The organism is Ligilactobacillus sp. JN-6 (Y).1, assembly GCF_058111525.1.
In genome coordinates, this window is the sequence record NZ_CM176599.1 from 1,168,835 (window position 1) to 1,189,908 (window position 21,074).

The 21,074-nt window shown below is 38.8% G+C and carries 22 protein-coding genes and 1 pseudogene; 19 read left to right on the forward strand and 4 right to left on the reverse strand.

The window, feature by feature from the left end:
* Positions 1-19 precede the first annotated feature (19 nt).
* Complete coding sequence (locus AC3XNE_RS05445; protein ID WP_489833298.1) at positions 20-634, forward strand: sugar O-acetyltransferase; 615 nt, start codon at positions 20-22, stop codon at positions 632-634.
* A gap of 199 nt (positions 635-833) precedes the next feature.
* Positions 834-1,324 (forward strand): annotated as a pseudogene (gene tnpA, locus AC3XNE_RS05450) (IS200/IS605 family transposase).
* A gap of 121 nt (positions 1,325-1,445) precedes the next feature.
* On the opposite strand, the gene AC3XNE_RS05455 reads toward tnpA, so the two are convergent.
* Positions 1,446-1,724, reverse strand: coding sequence for a hypothetical protein (locus AC3XNE_RS05455; protein WP_489833299.1), 279 nt, complete (start codon positions 1,722-1,724; stop codon positions 1,446-1,448).
* Between the two features lie 202 nt (positions 1,725-1,926).
* Between AC3XNE_RS05455 and AC3XNE_RS05460 the strand changes: the two genes are divergently transcribed.
* The 3 genes from AC3XNE_RS05460 to AC3XNE_RS05470 are packed head-to-tail and all read left to right on the forward strand — an operon-like array spanning position 1,927 to position 4,638.
* A complete protein-coding gene (locus tag AC3XNE_RS05460; protein WP_489833300.1) occupies positions 1,927-2,247 on the forward strand; it encodes a hypothetical protein in 321 nt (106 codons plus the stop codon).
* Between the two features lie 41 nt (positions 2,248-2,288).
* The gene (locus tag AC3XNE_RS05465) at positions 2,289-3,989 is read left to right on the forward strand and encodes an ABC-ATPase domain-containing protein (RefSeq protein ID WP_489833301.1); all 1,701 of its coding nucleotides are present in this window, start codon (positions 2,289-2,291) and stop codon (positions 3,987-3,989) included.
* Positions 3,990-4,020: 31 nt separating this feature from the next.
* Positions 4,021-4,638, forward strand: coding sequence for a DUF3862 domain-containing protein (locus AC3XNE_RS05470; protein ID WP_489833303.1), 618 nt, complete (start codon positions 4,021-4,023; stop codon positions 4,636-4,638).
* Between the two features lie 848 nt (positions 4,639-5,486).
* On the opposite strand, the gene AC3XNE_RS05475 is transcribed toward AC3XNE_RS05470, so the two are convergent.
* From AC3XNE_RS05475 to AC3XNE_RS05485, 3 genes are all read right to left on the reverse strand, one after another.
* Positions 5,487-5,888 (reverse strand): acyl-CoA thioesterase, encoded by a 402-nt coding sequence (locus tag AC3XNE_RS05475; RefSeq protein ID WP_489833375.1) that lies wholly within the window; start codon positions 5,886-5,888, stop codon positions 5,487-5,489.
* 108 nt (positions 5,889-5,996) lie between these two features.
* Positions 5,997-7,169, reverse strand: a complete 1,173-nt coding sequence (locus AC3XNE_RS05480; protein ID WP_489833304.1) for a tyrosine-type recombinase/integrase — start codon at positions 7,167-7,169, stop codon at positions 5,997-5,999.
* Between the two features lie 53 nt (positions 7,170-7,222).
* The gene (locus AC3XNE_RS05485; RefSeq protein ID WP_489833305.1) at positions 7,223-7,945 is read right to left on the reverse strand and encodes a helix-turn-helix transcriptional regulator; all 723 of its coding nucleotides are present in this window, start codon (positions 7,943-7,945) and stop codon (positions 7,223-7,225) included.
* Between the two features lie 137 nt (positions 7,946-8,082).
* On the opposite strand from AC3XNE_RS05485, the gene AC3XNE_RS05490 reads away from it, so the two are divergent.
* From AC3XNE_RS05490 to AC3XNE_RS05555, 14 genes are all read left to right on the forward strand, one after another.
* Complete coding sequence (locus tag AC3XNE_RS05490; RefSeq protein WP_489833306.1) at positions 8,083-8,358, forward strand: MerR family transcriptional regulator; 276 nt, start codon at positions 8,083-8,085, stop codon at positions 8,356-8,358.
* Positions 8,359-8,469: 111 nt separating this feature from the next.
* Entirely contained in the window at positions 8,470-8,661 is a 192-nt protein-coding gene (locus tag AC3XNE_RS05495) for a helix-turn-helix domain-containing protein (RefSeq protein ID WP_489833307.1), read from the forward strand.
* Positions 8,662-8,768: 107 nt separating this feature from the next.
* On the forward strand, positions 8,769-8,981 hold the full coding sequence (locus AC3XNE_RS05500; RefSeq protein WP_489833308.1) for a hypothetical protein: 213 nt from the start codon (positions 8,769-8,771) through the stop codon (positions 8,979-8,981).
* On the forward strand, positions 8,974-9,273 hold the full coding sequence (locus tag AC3XNE_RS05505; RefSeq protein WP_489833309.1) for a hypothetical protein: 300 nt from the start codon (positions 8,974-8,976) through the stop codon (positions 9,271-9,273). The genes AC3XNE_RS05500 and AC3XNE_RS05505 overlap by 8 nt, the downstream gene beginning before the upstream one ends.
* A 66-nt stretch (positions 9,274-9,339) precedes the next feature.
* The gene (locus AC3XNE_RS05510; RefSeq protein WP_489833310.1) at positions 9,340-10,143 is read left to right on the forward strand and encodes a bifunctional DNA primase/polymerase; all 804 of its coding nucleotides are present in this window, start codon (positions 9,340-9,342) and stop codon (positions 10,141-10,143) included.
* Position 10,144: 1 nt separating this feature from the next.
* Positions 10,145-11,593, forward strand: coding sequence for a DNA primase family protein (locus AC3XNE_RS05515; protein ID WP_489833312.1), 1,449 nt, complete (start codon positions 10,145-10,147; stop codon positions 11,591-11,593).
* A 322-nt stretch (positions 11,594-11,915) separates the two neighbouring features.
* Entirely contained in the window at positions 11,916-12,110 is a 195-nt protein-coding gene (locus tag AC3XNE_RS05520; protein ID WP_489833313.1) for a hypothetical protein, read from the forward strand.
* 470 nt (positions 12,111-12,580) lie between these two features.
* The gene (locus AC3XNE_RS05525; RefSeq protein ID WP_489833314.1) at positions 12,581-12,772 is read left to right on the forward strand and encodes a hypothetical protein; all 192 of its coding nucleotides are present in this window, start codon (positions 12,581-12,583) and stop codon (positions 12,770-12,772) included.
* 13 nt (positions 12,773-12,785) lie between these two features.
* Positions 12,786-13,364 carry a hypothetical protein gene (locus AC3XNE_RS05530; RefSeq protein ID WP_489833315.1) on the forward strand — a complete coding sequence of 193 codons (579 nt, stop codon included), beginning with the start codon at positions 12,786-12,788 and terminating at the stop codon, positions 13,362-13,364.
* 1,251 nt (positions 13,365-14,615) lie between these two features.
* Positions 14,616-15,632 (forward strand): ABC transporter ATP-binding protein, encoded by a 1,017-nt coding sequence (locus AC3XNE_RS05535; protein ID WP_489833316.1) that lies wholly within the window; start codon positions 14,616-14,618, stop codon positions 15,630-15,632.
* Complete coding sequence (locus AC3XNE_RS05540; protein WP_489833317.1) at positions 15,629-16,600, forward strand: ABC transporter ATP-binding protein; 972 nt, start codon at positions 15,629-15,631, stop codon at positions 16,598-16,600. Before AC3XNE_RS05535 ends, AC3XNE_RS05540 begins: the two co-directional genes overlap by 4 nt.
* Entirely contained in the window at positions 16,600-17,556 is a 957-nt protein-coding gene (locus tag AC3XNE_RS05545) for an ABC transporter permease (protein ID WP_489833318.1), read from the forward strand. The genes AC3XNE_RS05540 and AC3XNE_RS05545 overlap by 1 nt, the downstream gene beginning before the upstream one ends.
* A 15-nt stretch (positions 17,557-17,571) precedes the next feature.
* Positions 17,572-18,516: an ABC transporter permease gene (locus AC3XNE_RS05550; protein ID WP_489833319.1), complete on the forward strand. Its 945-nt coding sequence runs from the start codon at positions 17,572-17,574 to the stop codon at positions 18,514-18,516.
* Positions 18,517-19,034: 518 nt separating this feature from the next.
* The gene (locus AC3XNE_RS05555; RefSeq protein WP_489833320.1) at positions 19,035-20,846 is read left to right on the forward strand and encodes an oligopeptide ABC transporter substrate-binding protein; all 1,812 of its coding nucleotides are present in this window, start codon (positions 19,035-19,037) and stop codon (positions 20,844-20,846) included.
* Positions 20,847-21,074: the final 228 nt, after the last annotated feature.

The window sequence follows — 21,074 nt, forward strand, 5'->3', positions numbered from 1 at the left end:
ATGTAAAGGGATTTGATTTATGACAAACGAAGAGAAAATGTTAGCCGGGAAGATCTATGACTCTAGTGACCCGAGTTTGCAAAAGAAATTGGCAAGGTCGCACCGGTTGTGTAAGATGTACAATGATACGTTCGATGACGAAATTCAAAAAAGGCAGGATCTGATCGACCAATTATTACCAGAACATGGTAAAAATACCTTCTTGCAAGGTCCGATCTTTTTTGATTATGGGTGTAATACTAAGGTTGGAGACAATTTTTACGCCAATTATAATTTGACGGTCTTAGATACTTGTCCAGTAGTCTTGGGAAGTAATGAGTTTTTTGGTCCTAACGTCACTTTAGCGACACCGTTACATGGCCTATTGGCTAAAGATCGTAATATTCAGACCATTGATGGTAAGGAGTCAACTTTAGAGTATGGCAAACCGCTTACGATCGGAGATAGCTGTTGGTTAGGGTCTAATGTTGTTGTCAATGGTGGAGTTACGATCGGTCCAGGAAGTGTGATCGGTTCAGGCAGCGTGGTCACACGCGATATACCATCCAATGTCTTAGCTGTTGGAAATCCTTGCCGAGTGGTCCGTAAACTGACGGATGATGACCAAATCAAAATAAAAGAGGAACTTTGGTGAGAATTAATTCTATGCTGGAATTCAAACTGGGATGCAAAACGATTTTTGACCGTTGCATCCCAGTTTTTGCTAGTACGATGCTAATAAACCACACGTTATACGTGTGCGACTCGAGAAGCTTCTAGCAAAAAGACCTTCCTTCAGCTAAAATAGTTAGTGGCTACCAACCGCTAACTAAAGAACGAAGGGAGATCTTAAAGTGTCTAAAGACGATAGTAGCTTAGCACATACGAGGTGGAATTGTAAATATCATTTAGTATTCACACCAAAATATCGTAGAAAAGTTATTTATAATGAAATTAGGAAAGATATAGGACAAATACTGCGACGGTTATGTGAAAATAAAGATGTCGAAATTATTGAGGCTCATGCAATGCCAGATCATATTCATATGTTGGTCAGGATCCCACCAAAATTAAGTGTTTCATCGTTTATGGGGTATTTAAAAGGAAGAAGTGCGGTATTGATTCATGAGCGTCACGCCAATTTAGTCTACAAATACGGTAATAAGTCGTTTTGGGCTAGAGGATACTATGTCAGTACAGTTGGTCTTAATCAAAAAACAATTCAAAAGTATATACGCGAACAAGAGTCAGAAGATCATTTAGAGGATAAAATGACAAAAGGGAATATTTAGACCCATTTAAAGACGAGGTAAATAAATATAGAAAAAATAAAAAGTATAAGTAAGGTAGCATAAAAGCATTGGCGGTTGGCAGAGATTTTCTGGGCCTCTTTCAGAGGCTATGCCCCAGGTCAAGCCCTTTTAGGGCATACCAAAAAACCACCAGTTCTACTGGTGGTTTTTTATTTAATATTTCTCCATAAATGCGGTCATATCGGCGGCCGGTATCAAATGGACACTTTTTTCAGCTTCGGCCCATTTTTGCCATTGTTCTTTTTCGACAACTAAGACTCGTTGATGCACTGTATCATCATTTTCCATTAAATGAAAATAAACTCGCAACTCATCTGAGCCATTTTCTTGGATCACCGGATAAATAAAGCCAGCACGAAATTGGCAAGAGTTTTGTTCAACAGCTTGGATCTCAACATCTTCTTTGGTAAACACATATTCAACTATTTCCATGTAGAACCTCCGTGAGTTTGAGTTAAGATAATATCTAACGATCGTTGATTGTTATTCCTATTATACAGGATTCACTGGAATTTGTTTGGTGGAAGAATTTTTAAGTGATTCAAAAGTTGGTTTACTGAAAAAATTTGGTATAAAATCAATAGTGTGAGATGTTTATCTATAAAATATTGCGATCTAGAAAGGAGCTGACGACATGAAAAAATTCGAGCAAGTTACACTTGAATATACTGATAGTACCGGCAAAAAGATGAAGCGTAACGCAGATCTGATCAAAGATTTTTCGATCAGTTTGAACACTAGATATTTAGTAAGTTTTGAAACGATCGAGGAAGCTAAGAAGTTTGCTGCAGACGTTAAACGTAAACGAATGATGGTGACTAATAAACAAGGGGTTACTAAGATCTATCGCGTTAAAAACTTTGAGATAAAAGATCCGGCTGGGTTTGCTTCAAGAACTGGCTCAAGCGTTGGCATCATTCAAGGAGAGCTTTATTTGAATGTCGTTTTATCGTAGTGGATAAGAAATTATGTATTTGAAGGAGTATTTTAGATACTATGTCGAATTTTGAAAAGAAGTTGTTGACCCTTGATGGAAAAGGGTATGGTGCGTATAAGTCATTAGCTGGGACATATAGTTTTCCGTTATATAAACTAGTATTTGATCATATTCAAGCTGACCCCTTTGCTCCACCATCTACGATGCACTTGATCATTGATAAAAAGAAAACAGGTATTCCAGATGATCTACTTAATTCGCGAAGCCAGCGGATAGCAGTTGCCGATTTTTTACAACGAAATTTTAGCAAAGAAGCCGCTAGGAATAAGCTAAATAAAAAAGGTACTGGGCATAGCGGAGAATTGCAGATAGATAGCCTTGGACAAGAGATTATAGAGAGAACAGCAGTTGTTATCTCTGATCAAATGATCGAAGTCCGTTTTGAAGTTGGTTTACCTGCAGCGGGAAGACGAATCAAGGCTCGTGATGCTCTCAAAATTTTTCAAGACCTCTTGCCACGTATCGTACAAGGGTCACTGTTATACAAGAATATTGAGCAAGAAAAACTTGAGCAACAGGTCCAATTGTTTGATGGGCAACAAGAGATCAGAGAGATGATGAAAGAACGTCATTTAGTTGCGTTTGTTGCTAATGGTTCGCTTTTACCAAGAGCTAGCGGTTCATCCGACCTCCCGCTAAAAGATGGTACGCCTTTTAGAAGCCCTAGCTCAATGGAAGTTACCTTTGAATTGTCAAATGGCAAAAAAGTTACTGGTATGGGAATAAAAGAGGGTATCTCGTTGATCGTTGGCGGAGGATATCATGGAAAATCTACCCTTCTTCAGTCTTTAGATTTTGGGGTTTATGACCATATTAAAGGTGATGGTCGAGAATTTGTGTTTACCGATCGGACAGCGATGAAGATCCGTGCCGAAGACGGGCGAAGTGTGACTGATGTCAACATCACGCCATTTATCAATCATATTCCTGGACGCAGAGACACGTCTAGTTTTTCAACGGTCAATGCCAGTGGGAGCACTTCACAGGCTACTAATGTGATCGAAGCTTTGGAAAGTGGAGCCAAAACGTTGTTGATCGATGAAGATACGTCGGCAACGAACTTTATGATACGTGACGCACGGATGCAAAGGTTAGTGGCTAGCGATAAAGAGCCGATCACCCCGTTTGTAGATAAGATCAAGGCTTTATATAATCAGCTAGGTGTTTCGACGATATTGGTCACCGGTGGGTCTGGTGATTATTTCGAAGTGGCTGATCGTGTAATAATGATGAACGAGTATCAACCTGGTGATGTTACAGAAAGAGCGCATGATATCGCAAATATGGAGGGCTCTAAACGAAGTGCAGCTGATGAACAGAGCTTTGGAAAGCTAGATCAGCGTGTGCCTAAAAAGAGTAATTTTAGGATCATCAGCCATCGGGATCGGTTTAAGGTTAGAAATAAAAACGAGATCTCATTTGGACATAGCAATATCGACTTGAGTGCGTTGGAGCAATTGACGGATGCTAGTCAGACACGCGGGATAGTGGTATTATTAGAAATTTTGAAAGCTGATTACTTTGATGAACAAATGACGTTTGCGGAAATGACAGAAAAATTGTATGCTAATATTCAACAACAAGGTTTTGATCATGCTTTAGCGTCAAACCGCCATCAAGGAAACCTAGCTTTACCACGGCGGCAAGAGTTATGCGCTGCTATTAACAGATATCGTGGATTACACGTAACGAAAAAATAAGCTGCAGCAAGGTAAATAATGGGGGAACATTATGAGTGAAAAAGACCATCTAACCCAAAATAAGAATAAGACTATTGGTTTTTGGCCGCGTTTTATCATTGCTGGGCTTATAATAATTGTATTGATTTTAGGAGGAGTATTGATCAAACAACGATATGATTCCAAAAATCATTTGACACAGTCTAATTTTAATTCAATAGAATTATCCCATTCTGAGGGTGATTCGCTGCGAGATGTGAGTGAGCTTTTTAGTGAAGAGCCCTCTGTCACCAAAACACAAAAAAAGGGTGTTGTGACTGAGGTAGCATTATGGAAGAATGTTGCTGATGCCAGTCAAAATTCACAGATCATTATCTATTTTGATGATGGGCATGCTGTCTCGAAAACCATCAAAGGTCTCAAGAGGGACCGTGCCAAAAAAATTACCCGCAAGGATTTTGACTCATTGGATCCTGGAATGAAAAAAGGGGACGTGGCACGCCAGATCGGTACACCGAATGATTATACGTTTGATGAACGTTATTACGGCATTAGTAATGAGCAGTGGACATACACAGGACTTGACGCACAGGGAAAACGAGTGGGTGTTATGACCTTGTCTTTTAAGGATGGCAAGTTAGCCGCTAAAACTCAAAATAATTTGCAATAAAACTAAAAAGCTTTTGCTTGAGCACTTTGATATGCTCTCCTTATAGTAGACACGGAAATAAACAAAATCCGTATTCTACTAATAAGGAGAGTTTTTTATGTCCGGTAGAACAAACAAAAGCTTTTTTATTATCCTTTAAAAATACTGAATGGAAAATTTAGTGATAAAGGACTTGGTCGTGGATTATTTGCAGTATGGGGTAATTTATTTTAAACGGTTATATGGCTGTTTATAGGAGTTAAATATGAAAAAGTATTTAAATAATAAAGGAGAAGGAATAATCAGTCGATTTACTTTCTAGTCAGCTTTAAGTGATTAATTTGAAAGTAATCACAAATGTTATTGGGCCTTCTAGTGTATACCAGGAGGATTTTTGTGGACGTTCATAAAAACACCCTCTAATTGTTAGTTCCTATGCCTAACAATTAGAGGGTGTTTCAAAATGAAATTCCTTTTTTATTCTAGTTTACATAAATATAAGTTATTCAAAGAAAGATGTTTTTTTCTAATGATCTTAACAACTCCTCAAAATCTTCTTTTTATCGGGTTAATTAAACATGGACATATGCACTAACAGGTAGACACCTGTAAAAGTTTCGGCTTGTGAGCGATGGTAGAAATACACGACTAAGTTTCCGTATCCTTTGATGCAGACTTTGTGTCTTCCGTTTGCTCAGCTTCTTTTGTAATTCATTTAGCTTACCTAGGATAAAAACTCCTAAAGTAAAGTGATAGGCAATTTTATTCAAAAGTAGACAGAGGCCAGTGGTAGCTGTAATTGAAAATCATAGAGGTTTTCAATAAGCATATTAAAATACTAATATATAATATTTCTTATATACACTTTTTTAACTGAAATTTTGTAATACCGAATAAAATTCGGGCATTTTAGTTTTAAGGTCCACAATTTTACCATTTTTATCTAGGAAGCAATGGGAGCTTTTTGCCGAACACACGAGCTCATCAGCTACTGTCATTTTATAACTGAGAGTCAACTTTACACGACTAACTTTACTGATATTGGTTTCGATTTTGATCAAGTCAGGATAGGTAGTCGTTTTTTTATATTTGCAATCAACGTTTACGACAGGTGAAATAACGCCCGCTTCTTCCAATTTATCGTAGGGCCAGCCGATCTGCTCAAGATAATCTGACCGTGCTTCTTCCATGAAGCGAATGTAATTAGTATGATTAGTGATCTGCATCTGGTCTGTTTCGTAGTATTGAATTTTATGAATGTATGGTTTGATTGTTTTCATTGGTGTTTAATTCCCCTTTAAATCAGCATTCTTTATTTATCTAAGTGTAATGATTTTGGTATTTGTTAAACTTTTGTTAGTAGATTGTTAGTAGATTTTTTATAGATCTACAAACGTTGCGAATTTATCCGGTATACTTTCTAACTGTTGGTCCGTGACTGCTGTATAAATATTAAGTGTGGTTCGGATATCCTTGTGCCCTAGTTGTGTTTGCAGTTCCTTGGGAGGTAGCTCCCCTTGAACTGCTAGCGTTGCATACGTATGCCGGAAGCCTTGCGGAGTAATGCGTTTCAAGCCGGTTTGTTTGACTATCTTTTTAATGAAAGTCGCAAGTGTGGCGTTTTGCAATGTGTTATTAAACTTGTTAGTAAAAACCAACTGTTCAGAACTTGAAGTGTTGTAGCCAAGAATTAGCATACTTTTGCGCTGTTGAACGTGCCACTTTTCTAGAATGCTTTTAGTTTTAGGGTCAATATATATAGTACGATTACCTTGTTCAGTTTTAGGCGTTTGCGTTATTACGCCGTTAGAGCTCCATGCGCGCGTTTTATTGCTCGTGATAGAACTATGCTCGAAGCTGATATCTGACCACGAGAGGGCACATATTTCGCCACTGCGGGCGCCTGTAAAAGCCAATAACCAAAACAAAGGGTAAACTTGTTTATTATCCAATGTTTTGGCGCAATCAAGGAAAGTCTTTAACTCGTCTTTAGTATAATAATTATCCGCAGACTTTACTTTATTGCTTTTTCCGGTAAATCTTTGATCCTCCTCTTTTTGCTGGCGTGAGTTAGGAATAATCACACCTCTAACAGGATTTTCTACTATATATTTCATTTGTACCGCATAATCTAAAACACGAGATAGGTAATTAAAAATCATTTGATAGTTTTTTAATGGTTGATTGAACCATTTGTTTACTGCATTTTGACATTGGGTAGTATTTATTTCAGTAACTAACAGTTCGCCAAATATTGGTAGAACGTGATGTTTTATAATACCGGTAGTAACTGACCATGTGGACTTTTTGACTGTTAATTTATAGTTTTCTAGCCAAGCATGATATACTTGTTCAAAAGTTAAATATTGATTATCCAAGAGGCTTTCATTGCGTAGCTGTTTTTCTAAAGCAGTTGCAACAGTGGAGGCCTCTTTTTTTGTGTCGAACCCGGAACGTGTTTTAATGATCTGTTTGCCATTTTTACGCCCGAGAAATAGCTGAAATTTCCATTTGGTGCCTTTTTTAGTTTGGTACTTCTTATATGATGCCATCGTTTATTTCCTCCATAACTCGCTGGCCGGCAAGGTTATGTATTTTAGGAAAGCTAGTTATGTGGCTTGTATTTTCCTTTGCCATATTTTAACAGATCAGTTTCATAAGCAAGCATGAGATCAGAGAAAATTGTATCAAAGTCGGAGTCGTTTAGCATTTTGTAATAAGCAGAATATTCAAAACGGTAACCCTGGCGCATATTTTGTATAAGTGCCTGATGTATTAATTCTATATAAAAGGAGCTCGTAATTGTATAGCGCTGTTTTTCTTGAGAATCTAATGAATCAAATTTTCTTGGAGCATTAAAACCAATTAGATATGCTGGAGTTACATGTAAAACATCGGCTAAAATATCAATTTGTTTGTTTTCCGGAAGGGTGTACGATTTTTCCCATTGTGAAATAGTTGTTGAATCAATTTTGTTTTCTGGTAGCTTATTTTTTTCTATAAGACTGTTATATGCGTTGGCCAGTTGTTCTTCAGACATTTGAGACGTTTCTCTCTCCACATAAATTTTGTTATCAATTTGAACGCCTAGGTTTGAATCTCCGCGAACATAATTGATGGATACGCCGTAATAATCAGCAAGCTTTTCCCACATCTTTCTTTTGGGATCTGAAACACCATTTTCCCATCTGGATACAGTTGCGTAAGAGATTTGCTTAAAGGCCTCACTAGGCTCAAAAGAATCTTTCAAAAAATCATTAAATGATTTCGCAAATTCTTTCAAGGTTAGGCCTTTTTCTAAGCGAAGTTCTTTTAACCTGTTAGGCAATGCTCTCACCTCTTTTTGATTAATAATACATTATTTTACAAATTTTGTAAAATGTATGTCTTGCGTTTACATTATTTGTAAATTATAATGTACTTGTTGTTTACAAAATATGTAAATTTGTTAGGAGGAACATAACAATGCATTTTGATGTTGAACTACCAGAAACATTTAAAGACGAGTTAAAAGAATCAGTTATCCAAACATTGAGTGATTCACTGGATTCTTTAAATTCAGATCCAAAGTTTGGGGATTGGATGGACAAAGGGACCGCTTGCGAATATATCGGTGTTAGTCGTTCCACCTTTGACAAGATCATCAAGAAATACGACGTACCTTACACATTGTTAGGTGGGTCATATTTCTTTTCAAAAGCGGAATTAAATAAATTCATGCTAGAGCATTCAAATAAATAAAAGCCTGGCCGGCAAGGGTTTTAGCGTGAATTTAACAGAGTTACGGGCACATACGATAAAGAAGTGAAGAAGCAGAAAGTTTCTCTTATAAAGAAAGGATGATTTAAACACATGGTTAATTCAGAGGTCAAGATGAAACTGTACGAACTTAAAGCAACGCGAGGTATCCGCCAATATACCATCGCTAGGAGAATGGGGATAGACCCATCGACGCTTTCAGACTGGTTAGCGGTGGAATTAACAGCGGAGAAGAAAGAGCGCATTTTAGACGCAGTCAATAGCTATAAAGAGGAGGAAAATTAACATGATGGAGTTTTTAAGTACGTCGGTAGGAATTCTACTCGTTGCAATAATTAGTTTTGTTGTGGGTGTCGCATGTGCGGAAGAAGCAAATGAAGGGAAAGATGACCATGAATAAAGAAGATTTACTAGAGCACAAACAGGCCCTTGTATCAGAAATGCATGATGATCTGATGGCACTTGAGGGCAAAGCTACCGTATTGATCGACGATGAGCCATTTTCTTTAACAGAAACAGCGATGGACCTTAAAGCAGATACAGCCGAGTTAATAGACGTTTTAAAGGAATTAGAGCAATTAGAGGAGGAAAACACTAATGAATAACATGAATGAGGCACAAAAAAATGACGCTGTCCGCCAAGACAAGAGCGCCACTAATCAAAATATATTTTCTAAAGAAGAATTATACCAGTATTCTCGGAAGTTGTCAGCAGTAGCTAATCAACTTATGATGTTGCGAGATTATTGCGACGCAGTCAAGGCAGTTAGCACCGATGACCCAAATTTAAACAGAACACTTACTGATTATCTGATAAATAACACTATTGATAGTGTCGAGGATATGAATTTAACTGTACAAAAGATTTCGGATGCAATTTGTCCCGAAATGGAATAAAGAAAAACTGGCCATCGTTTTTATATATGCGGTGGCTTGTTTTTTTAAAAGAGAGGAGAGCAAAACATGAAAGAATTTGAAATGATGGACAAGGCTTTAGAACTAGCACATCAAGGCTATAAAATTTTTCCGTTGATTCCTGGCGATAAGAGGCCCATCAAGGGACAAAGCTATCACACGGCCACTGATGATGAAAAAACTATCTTTGATCAATACATCAATGACAAACCGTACAATATTGGTTTACGGCTTGATACCAGTAATTTACTGGTGGTTGATATAGATGTGCATTCACAGGATAAAAACGGACGTCAATCACTTTATAAATGGCAAGACCAAGGTAAACACCTCCCAGAAGATACTTACATCGAAAAGACGCCAAACGGTGGGCTCCATTACTTTTTTAAGTATAGTGGCCCACGTGTCCGTATTAGTAATATAATGCCTGGAATTGACGTTTTAAGCGACTTTTGTGTTATTGCACCCAGTCAGACGCCAAACGGCTGTTATGCACCTTTAAATGATAATAAAGGGCTGGCAGACGTAGTAGAGGCTCCGCGATGGTTAATTGAGTTAATACAGCCTAAGACACAAAACGTTTTTGTCCCTAATGCTGAGCAAATGGGCCAAAGTAAAAAATGGTTTGGACGGTTACTTGATGAAATGGTACAAGGTGCAGACCAAGGCAACCGTAACGCCTGGCTTACACGTATCGCGGGCAAACTGTTTTGGACTGGTGCCGATTCAGACACCGTATATTTCTTTTTAATGGCCATCGATCGCGAGTTTTTAGATCAGCCCTTGAGTGAAAACGAAGTTAGAAATGTTTATAAATCAATTTTGAAAAAAGAAAGTGAGGCTAGTGCTTAATATGTCAATGAAGTTAAAGAACCAAGGATTACCACAAGAAGTGCAAGAGCTGGCCAAACAACATGATGAATCCGTTCGGTCCGCAACGCAAAAAGAAAACAATAAAAAAGGTCCTATGTGGCTATCACAGGACCAAGACGGAGACAAGTTTGTTAATATCACTATGTTAGGTAATGAAATTATTGAAGAAATGCATCTCTTCTCTAATAGTTTTAACGCTAATGGGTACTATTATTCAAGTCAAGACTTGATTTGGCGCCGAAATTTTGAATCAGCAGTTAAAGCTTTACTAACCGCCAAACTTGAAGAAGTTGGAATGTGGACTAAAAACAGACGCGACCAAGTGCTCACGTTTATTAAAGACAAAAGCTACCGCGACGAAAACAAAGATGTCTTTGAGACTAAGAAGAATATAAAACTAATACATTTTAGCAACGGGATCTATAACATGGAAACTGATTCTTTGAGTACAGAGCCCGACCCGCAAGACCATCTAATGAACTATCATGAGTTAGCGTTAGATATGCAAACCGACCCCATCGAAACAGAACGCTGGTATGAAGAGTCATTTAAAGACGCTTCTTATACCATGACACTATGGACTGGTTACCAATTCTACCGAGATTATAGTAAATACCAAAACTTTGTGCTTTTACAGGGCGATGGTGGCGATGGTAAAAGTACGTTTTTAAGATATCTTAACGGCTTGGTCGGACAAGAGAATGTAACTAATATGAGCATTCAAGACCTGGCAAACAATAATAAGAATACGTTTCTAACATCTAACTTGTTTCATAAGGAAATGAATACTTTTGCCGATATGCCCGAGGACTTCTTAAAGAATACGGCTATGTTAAAAACATTGAGCGGTGGGGATCGTATCACAGTACAAGAAAAGAATGGACACCCATATCAAACAGAGAACTATGCCAAACTAACAGGCAGTGCGAACCATCTACCAAGCTTCAGCGATGATACAGACGGCTGGAAACGGCGGGTAATGGTTATTAGGTATCATGCCATCGAGAACTTTGGAGATAAGTTTAATTGGCAAAAGATTATGAATGAGCGAGGCGCATGGATCTATCATTGTATTAAAGAGCTGTATAGTTTTATGACTGGCGATGGTAAATACAAGAAGTCATTACCACAAACAGAAACAACGCGCTTAGATCGTGACGAGTGGTTAAAGGAAAACAATACTGTTCAATCATGGCTTCTAGATCAATGTGAGATTGACCCAGAAAAGTATGAGAAAGTAACTTACCTTTACCCAGACTATAAGAACTATTGTATGCAGATTGGACGCTCTCCGATTAGTAAGCCTAAGTTTGATATTAAATTAAAGGGCTTAGGATATGATAAAGTAAACAAGCGTGTAGATGGTGGACAACAAAAAAGTGTTTCAGGCTTTAGGTTAAATCCAGATAGAGAGTTTAAGACTAACTAAAGTAAGTCGTTTTAACTGGTAGCAGTGGTAACAACTTACAGCCACAAGGGGTTAACTGGTAACAAGACCGGTAACAAAGTGGTAACAATTCAAGCAAGACTGGTAACAAGCCATAGGAATGTTACCGACTGTTACCACTTGTTACTTTTGCTGTTACCGCTGGAACCCTTGGGAGAGTAAGGTGTTACCACTGTTACCACTTTTTTAGGGTTAAAAGAGTTACACATATAGTTGGATAGCTAGAGCAAGTCTTAATATAAAACATTTGTTGGTGGTTAAGTTATCATTTGAGATCAGTGTATAAGATGGGAGACGTACAGCGATGGAAAATAGAAAGAGAGATGCAAATGACTTCTTTCATATGGGAATGGACATTGCAACGATCAAACTGCAAGACAAGCAAGAAGAGTTAGGGCTAAAGGGTCCAAAACTTGAAGGCTATAAGAAAGCTGTTAAAGAACTGCAAAAGTTGAACGAGAGCCATCGAGAATGGTACAAGTATTATGACTGGTTATAGTAGGCTGGCCAAGTACAGGCAAATATATCTTGGTCACATATGGAGAAGAAAATAAAAAAAGTTTTCTTCTCTTTTTGTTATAAAAAACTATACCAATTTTGTAATTATATCTTGAAAATCAAACTTAACTTATTTATTTGTGGTATTTTGTTTTGGAGATTTTTAAAAAAAGTCCCCCGGACGCCTTTAACAAGGGGAATCACGCCCAAGGATGACTAAAGTTTGAGGGCGCACGAGTTATTTAAAATTTCATCAATAGAGCATATTTAAGATATACCAATTACAGAAACGCTAAAATACCAGCTTTTCAGAGTTACAGGGCTATACGATAAAGAAGTGAAGAGTTAATTAAATAAACCTTTGGGGTATATGTTAGGGCAGTTATTAACCAAGGCACCAAATAAGCCACACAGAGGCACATACAGCCATAATATATACTAGGTAGGGGTATATGTTAGAGGTGGTGTGAATTGAAGCATATTCAAAACGTTGAGCTTAGAAAAGCCATGCTTGATTACGGGCTCAACCAAAGAGATCTAGCGGGTCTGCTAGGCGTATCAGAAACAGCAGTCTCTAAGCAACTAGCTAGGCCACTGACTAAAAAGGCACGTCGGAAATATTGGCAGTTGTTAAGCACATTGGCAGAAAAGAACGAATATTAAAGGGGAGATATACATGTTAGACAGTATTAAAGCGGGTAAAGAAAAATTGAAGAACGTCGGAGACATTGTCAGCCTTACTGACGAATTAAACCAGCTTAACAGTGATATTAGAGATATCATAGACGAGCGGGAAACTGCAAATAAGGAATTGACGGGGCGCCATCGTATCGCCAAAACTTCACAGCTTACTAATGAACTCGAGGAGGTTCAAAAAGAAAAAGGCCGGTTAATTGGAGATATCAGCCAAGCCAAAGATAACATTAACTTTTCCACTAGGGACGTTATGGAAGAAGTCCAGGCTAAAGTATGGGATAACCACGAGAAAAAGTTAAGTAAGCTGTTTAATGACTTCGTAAACGAGTTTGATAAAACCACTCAAGAGGCCGTTAATATGTATAATGAGGCCATCGACGAATACGAGGCGGAAATAGCTCCATATATGGAAGTACGAGCTAACCAAGCAAATAGAAACGATATGATCCGAGATAGCCGAGAAAATAACATTGGTCAGCGTACCCATATCGATAATTACATAGATCATTTAAGAGACCGTAGAAGTTTCAGAAACAAAAAGTTTGAAGTAAGCATTTAGTTTTACATAATGAACCACTAGTGATTTATTCACTGCACATAAAGGGCGGTATTTTATCCGCCTTTGAGGCAACCACCTTTTTCGGTACACCAAGCCAAGCCTTTCAGTGGTTGCTTGAAAGGTGCATAAAATGCGCCTAATTTGTCTAAACTTTGGTCTTTCGCTTAAAGAGCACATGTTACCGTTCTTCCTCCTTGCGGTAATGTGTGTTCTTTTTGTATGCCATGAGACGCATTCTAACGCCGTTTCAGTTGGTTAGTCGGAGAAGTGTACGGCTTAAAACAGAGAATGAACGTATGGCCATCGCTTTAACCAGTCGTATATGATATTAAAGTGATGTTAATTTGATAGCTTTGATTGTTCATGGATCACGCAAAGACTGTAAACATGCGTGTTTCAGTTTTTCCTGAAATGCGGATAAACCTTTTAATGCTAAGTGAATATAGGTGTGTCCAATTTTGGACAGTGAGACAAATTTGTACAACCGCAAAAACATTAACGCTTGTATTTTTTGGGGGTGGCCGAAAAATCAGCAGTCCCCAATTTTGGGGAATCAGCAGACCCACCAAGTGGGCTTTTCCGCCAAGTCGTAGTTTATTATTGGTGTCCGCTTTTACGGAAAGCAAACGAGGTAACTTTAAGGTACCATCGCTGGTTTATCACAGAAATGTTAAAAACTAAGCTGTTGCTCTTTTATGAGAAAATGGTGTCATCGCCGTTTATGACATTTTTGTCCAAAACGTAGCTATCAGCCTTTGCGAGAAATAGCACGTAAAATAAAAACGCTATTCAATTAAGAACAGCGATCACTTTGCCAGCCAGTTATTTATTTTTGTTAGTAGATTGTTAGTAGTTTTTTGTTTAGTCAATATAAGAGTGCTACTATACCGCCTTTTGTAGCGGTTATTTTTTTGACCTTCATATTATTGGATTTTGTGAAAATAAGGTTTAATAAGACATCTTTCCTTTCTAATGATCTACTATGTCATTTTACCATGAAAAGCAACTTCGGATTTTTCTCATTTAATTTTAAAAATATTAGCTAAGCAAGCTGAAATTATTAAGCAAAATATTTAATGTAAATTGTCTCTATAACTTAAAATATCGATGTGTTAGGAGTCAATTCCAAAAATAAAATTAAAATTTAATTAGCTTTAAGTGTTGAAAAATACACCGTAATTTAATATAATTTCTCATAAACAAAAAATAACTGAAAAACAAAGCAAACAAAGTGATTGTGGGGCGGGTAGATTGGACGAAGAAAATACGTTGCTTGATTTACAAAACGTTTCAACAGCGTTCAAAATTGAAGGGCAATATTATAATGCAGTCTCTCATGTTGATCTTAAAGTAAAGAGAGACGAGATCTTGGCTATTGTCGGTGAGTCAGGTTGTGGCAAGAGTACTTTAGCGACAACTGTGATGGGACTGCACGATATGAAAGCGACTCAAGTTTCTGGAGAAGCATTTTTCGAGGGACAAGATCTTTTAAAAATGGATGAGCCTCAACTAAATGGTATTCGGGGAGCAAAAATCGGCATGATTTTTCAAGATCCCTTGTCATCCTTAAATCCCTTGAAAAAAATAGAGGATCAGATCAGGGAGGTCTTGGACTATCACACTCCAATGTCAGCCGGGGAAAAAGATGATAGGGTAATTGAATTATTAAAGCAAGTTGGGATCGATGACCCACAACGGACCGCTCGGCAATTCCCCCATGAATTATCTGGGGGAATGCGTCAAAGAGTCATTATTGCGATTGCCATTGCTTGTAAACCGGATCTGATCATTGCTGATGAACCGACTACTGCGCTAGATGTTACTATCCAAGCTCAGATTTTAGATGTTTTGCGAGACATTCAAAAAGAAAATCATGCAGGGATCATTTTGATCACTCATGATTTGGGAGTAGTGGCAGAAACTGCGGATGAAGTTGCAGTGATGTATGCTGGAGAAATTGTTGAGAGTGGTACAACTGAACAGGTTTTTGGAGACCCAAAACACCCATACACCAGATCTTTATTAAGATCAATGCCACAAGGAGATACGGATGTTTTAAACGACGATCTTTATGTGATCCATGGCAGCGTGCCTTCGATCGAAAAAATGCCGCAGTCTGGAGATAAATTTGCACCACGTATTCCGTGGATCCCTGAGGATGCGCACGAAAAGGACCCGGTCATGCATGAAATTACAGCTGGACATCAGGTCCGGTGTACGTGCTACAAAGATTTTTACTTTAAAAGTTTGGAGGTAACAGATGTATGAGCTTAATTGAAATTAGAGATCTGACAGTTCATTATCCGATCCGCTCAGGCTTTTGGAATCGTGTTACAGATGTTGTACGGGCCGTGGACGGGATCAGCTTTGATATCAAGGCCGGCGAGACTTATGGCTTAGTTGGCGAATCTGGTTCTGGCAAATCAACAACTGGCAAATCAGTCGTTGGATTGGAACAGATCACCTTGGGTTCTATTAAATATAATGGAGTAGATATTACCAAAAGAGGAGCTAGGAAAAAACATAATTATAACCAAAATGTACAGATGATTTTCCAAGATTCACTTTCCAGTTTGAATCCGCGAAAAAGGGTGTTGGATATTATCTCAGAACCTTTACGTAATTTTCAGAAGTTAGGTTCAGAAGATGAAAAGGTCCGAGTTTTGCAATTGCTGGAGACGGTTGGTCTCAGTCCTGATTCTCTTTACAAATACCCCCATCAATTTTCTGGGGGGCAAAGACAACGAATCGGCATTGCACGAGCCGTTGCGACTAATCCGCAACTGATCGTAGCTGATGAACCGGTTTCGGCGTTGGATCTATCAGTCCAAGCGCAAGTCTTAAACTTTATGAAGAAAATTCAACGTGAATTTGGGATCTCTTATTTATTTATTTCTCATGACCTTGGTGTAGTTCGGCACATGTGTCAAAATATTGCGATCATGAACAAGGGCCGTTTGGTGGAAGTTGGGACCCGTGAAGACATCTACGAAGATCCGTTACATATTTATACCAAACGTTTGCTAGCAGCCATCCCCGAGGTAGATGTAGCTAAAAGGGGCGAGCGGATGCAGGATCGTTTGAAAATTGAAAAAGTTTATCAGGAAAAAGCTGGCCAATATTATGATGAGGACGGTTTGGCGTACCCTCTAGTCCAAGTTTCACCAACTCATTTTGTAGCTTTACCACAGGATAAGTTAGCCGAACTAACAGGACAAAAAAGGAGGAACGACTAATGTGGAAGACAATTTTACGACGGATCTTGATCATGATCCCCGAAGTTATTTTATTAAGTATTTTGGTTTTTCTTTTGGCCAAAGCTATGCCTGGAGATCCTTTTACTGGTTCTATCAATCCTCGTTCTAGCGCAACACAGATCCAACATTTAAAAGAGCTCAATGGCTTGTATGATCCATGGTATCAACAATATTGGAATTGGATCGTTCATTTCGTGCATGGGGATCTGGGGCAAAGCTATCAGTACCATGAGGCAGTTTCCAATCTGATCGGTGATCGTGCGGTCAATACTTTATGGTTGTCGGCTTTCACGATGGTTCTAACCTACTTGATCGCGTTACCACTTGGACTTTATGCTGGCAAACATGAAGGTAAGCTGCCTGATACTGTTATTCGTGTATATACATATGTCACGTATTGCATACCATTCTTCGTTATCCTAGTTATCGGTCTATGGATCTTCGGTTACGTTTTAAATTGGTTCCCGACTACTGGTTCGGTATCGCCAACAGCTAAAGGGGCAGGTATGCTAGGTTCACGCTTCGTTCATATCTTATTGCCTGGTCTGTTGGGTGCGTTGTTTGGCACAGTTAATATTGTTCAGTATATGCGTTCCGAAGTGATCGACGCTAAACGTTCAGATTATGTGCGCACAGCTCGGTCTAAAGGTGTTCCAGAAAAAGATATTTATCGTCACCATATCTTCCGTAATTCTTTATTACCGATCGCCGCTTTTGGCGGCTATTCTATTACCGGTTTACTGAACGGCTCGATCTTTACTGAAACGATCTTCTCTTACCCAGGGATGGGGATGCTGTTTATTGATTCGATCAATTATAGAGATTACACGGTAATAACTGCGCTTGTTCTTTTATTTGGGATCATGAACTTACTAGGAACGCTTTTATCAGATATTATCCTTGGGATCGTAGACCCAAGGATCCGGGTTGAATAGGAAGGGAAGAGCAAAATGGCAACGAATAATACTAAGACGGCTGATCTTTCACAAGAAGAATTGAACAGGTTGACTACCGAGGCTAAAAAGGAAGCAGCGCCATCATCTACCAAGATCTTATGGGATGAATTTAAAGCGGATCGACCGGCTTTGATAGCCTTGATCATTGTAGTAGGTTTTATTTTATTTGTAATGATCGCACCGTTATTTATCGATAGTGAAAAGATGATGACAACGAATATTTTGGCATATTTAACGCCTCCCTTAGAGGATAATTTTTTATTAGGTGCTGATGCCAATGGGCGTTCGATCGTACTACAGCTGATCGTGGGTTCAAGAAATTCGATCGGTATCGCGATTGGTTTGACTTTGATCTCATCGACTTTTGGTATCGCATGGGGACTGATCTCTGGTTATTATGGAGGCTATATCGATTGGGGAATGCAACGGGTCTATGACTTTATGATGATGCTGCCAATGACGATGATGATCATTGTTTTGGTAACGATCATTCACAATTATAATTCGGTCTCACTGACTTTTATCTTTTCGATATTTTATTGGATGGGAACTTCAAGATTGATCCGTTCACGAACCTTGGCTGAGACAAAGAAGGATTACGTTGCGGCTTCGATCACTTCTGGAACGAGCTCATTAAAAATCATCTTCAAAGAGATCATGCCTAATATTTCTTCATTGATCATTGTCGACACGACTTTATCTTTTGCGGAAAACATTGGGGTTGAAACAGGTTTGTCCTACTTGGGATTTGGCCTACCTCCTAGAACACCATCACTTGGGACATTAATAGCAAATGCCAATGATCCAAATAACATTACACAGTACTGGTGGACATGGTTACCAGCAGCGGTAGAGATCATAATTTTATGTTTATCGATCAGTTATATAGGTCAGGTGGTAAGTAGAGCGGCAAATGCATCACAAAGAAGAGCAGAGTGAGCGAAGCAACGCGCCTAGGAGGTGAGCATTATCGGGCTTAGACATTATGGTGTGGTTTTGGCACCATGATGGCGAAGCATGATAAGCGGGATCCTCTGCGTTGCGTAGCGGTCCTAAGAAAAGTGAGCGGATCGGGGTCGGTAAAGAGTGAGCATTAACAAATTTGCGCGCCATATTGTGATTTGGGCAATATGACGGGCAAATAGGTTAGGCGGAACTCTTTGCCCCGGGGAGCTGTCCTAAGAAAAGTGAGCGGAAACAAGCGATAAGAAATGAGTACTACCGAGCTTCGGCATTATATTGCGGTTCATAGCGATGTGATATCGGAGATGGGTAGACGGAATTTCTTGGTTGTTGCAGCTGTCCTAAGAAAACCAAGCGGTCCACAGTATTTAGAAACTGATCATATCAAATTCATTTAAGGAGGTGGTGCATTTCGTTGAAGAAATTAAGTTATTGTAGCGTGGTGTTGTACTTAGTTGGTAGTTTTATAGCGAAACATGAAATGGGGAAAGTGTATGAATAAGACGAAGAAAAAATGGGCAGTTTCGTCGGCAGCTGTTGTGGTTGCTTTGAGTCTGGCTGCGTGTGGCGGAGGGTCTAAAAAGTCAGATTCTTCGAATGATAGTGGCAGGGCAAAACTTTCGGCGGTTTATAAGAACCCAGATAAAGCAAGTAAAAGTGCTAATGAAAAAAGCACCTTGAAAGTTGCAGAACCAAATGACTCACCTTTTAAAGGGGTGTCAGAACCTACTTTGGCTGATAATCAAGAAGATTCCAATGTTTTTGAACCAGGCGGGAGTGGGACATTATTTAAAGTAGATGATAATTATAAGATCGTTGACGGAGGAATGGCTGATCAAAAATTAGACCGCAAAAAAAATATCGTAACGATCACGATCAGGAAGAACGCTAAGTGGTCTGATGGACAACAGGTCGTAGCACGTGATGTTGAGTATCCTTATGAAATTATTGCTAGCCCTAAATCTACTTCTTCTCAATACTCATCTGACTACGAGCGGATTAAAGGGATGGCGGACTTCCATAAAGGTAAAGCAGATACTATTTCAGGCATTACATATCCTGATGGTGAGAACGGTAAGAAAGTAGTTATCCAGTATAACTCACTTTCACCAAGTATGAAATTCTCTGGTAATTCATTCGTTTGGTCGACGGCAGCTCCTTACCATTACTATAAAGGCATTCCGATCGATAAACTAGCTGCTTCAGATCAAGTCCGTAAAAAACCGATTTTTGCAGGGCCATATAAATTGGACAAGTTAGTTGATGGTGAGTCGACTTCATGGTCGCCTAATAAGTACTACTGGGGTAAAACACCAAAGATCAAGAATATCACGATCAACGTGGTTTCCTCTAACAGTATCGATAAAGCTATTCAAACAAAGAAATATGACTTTACAACTCCAGCAGGTGTCATGCGTGGGCAAAGCTACAAGAATTTGAAGAAGTTGAAAGATTATAAGATGGTTGGTTTACCAGCTTTAAGTTATAACTACTTTGGTTTTAATGTTGGTGAGTATGATACTAAGCAACAAAAGAACGTAATGGATAAGAATTCAAAAATGGCTAATAAGAATTTGCGTAAGGCAATGATGTACGCTGTTGATGAAGATGCTATCAATAAGAAATTTGGCAATGGTATTAAATGGCGGGCTAAGACCTTGATCCCACCGGTCTTTGACAAATATTCTGATAGTTCAGCTAAAGGTTTTCCCTATAACGTGAAGAAAGCCAATAAATTATTAGATGATGCTGGCTATAAGAAGAAAGGCAAATGGCGAACACAACCAAATGGCAAGCCACTTGTGATCCACTTTGGTGCAATGCAGGGAAGCTCGACAAGTCATGCGACCTATGAAGATTACTTGCAGCGTTGGCATAAGGTTGGGTTGAATGTTAAAATGGCTGGCGGTAAGGAAATGGAAATGAATAGTTTCTATGACACACTGCAAAAGCCTAAACAAAACACAGTTGACATTTATGCAGCTGCTTGGAGTACTTCTTCTGAGCCAACACCGACCCAGTTGTATGGCGAAGATGCTCCGTTTAATATGGGCCATTTTGTAACCAAGAAAAACACTCAATTGCTAAATGATATGAATAATGAAAAAGCTTGGAATGATACTTATCGGAAAGATAAATTCCAAGAATGGCAAGAATATATGAATGACCAAGCCGCTTATGTCGCTACAGATAATAGTTATCAGTGGGGACCGGTCAATAAGAGGGTCAAGGGTTATGACGTTAGTCCTTCCAATTCGATCGATTTCTGGAAAAACCTGTCATTAACCTCTTCAAAGCTTAAGTAGTATTTTTGCCTAGTAGCAACAAAAGACAAATACCGCAAGAGAAGGCTCTGGTCGAGAAAGTGATCAGGGCTTTTCTCATACATATTGGAAATTCATGTCAGGTTCGACATAAGAAGGAAACAAGCGAAGAAAAATATCGCTTGAGCCTGTTGCGAAAAGAGTTTAAGCGCCTAGTTAGTGTTTTAGTCTGGGTTGTGTTATAAAGGATGATATGAGTAGCTTTTTCGG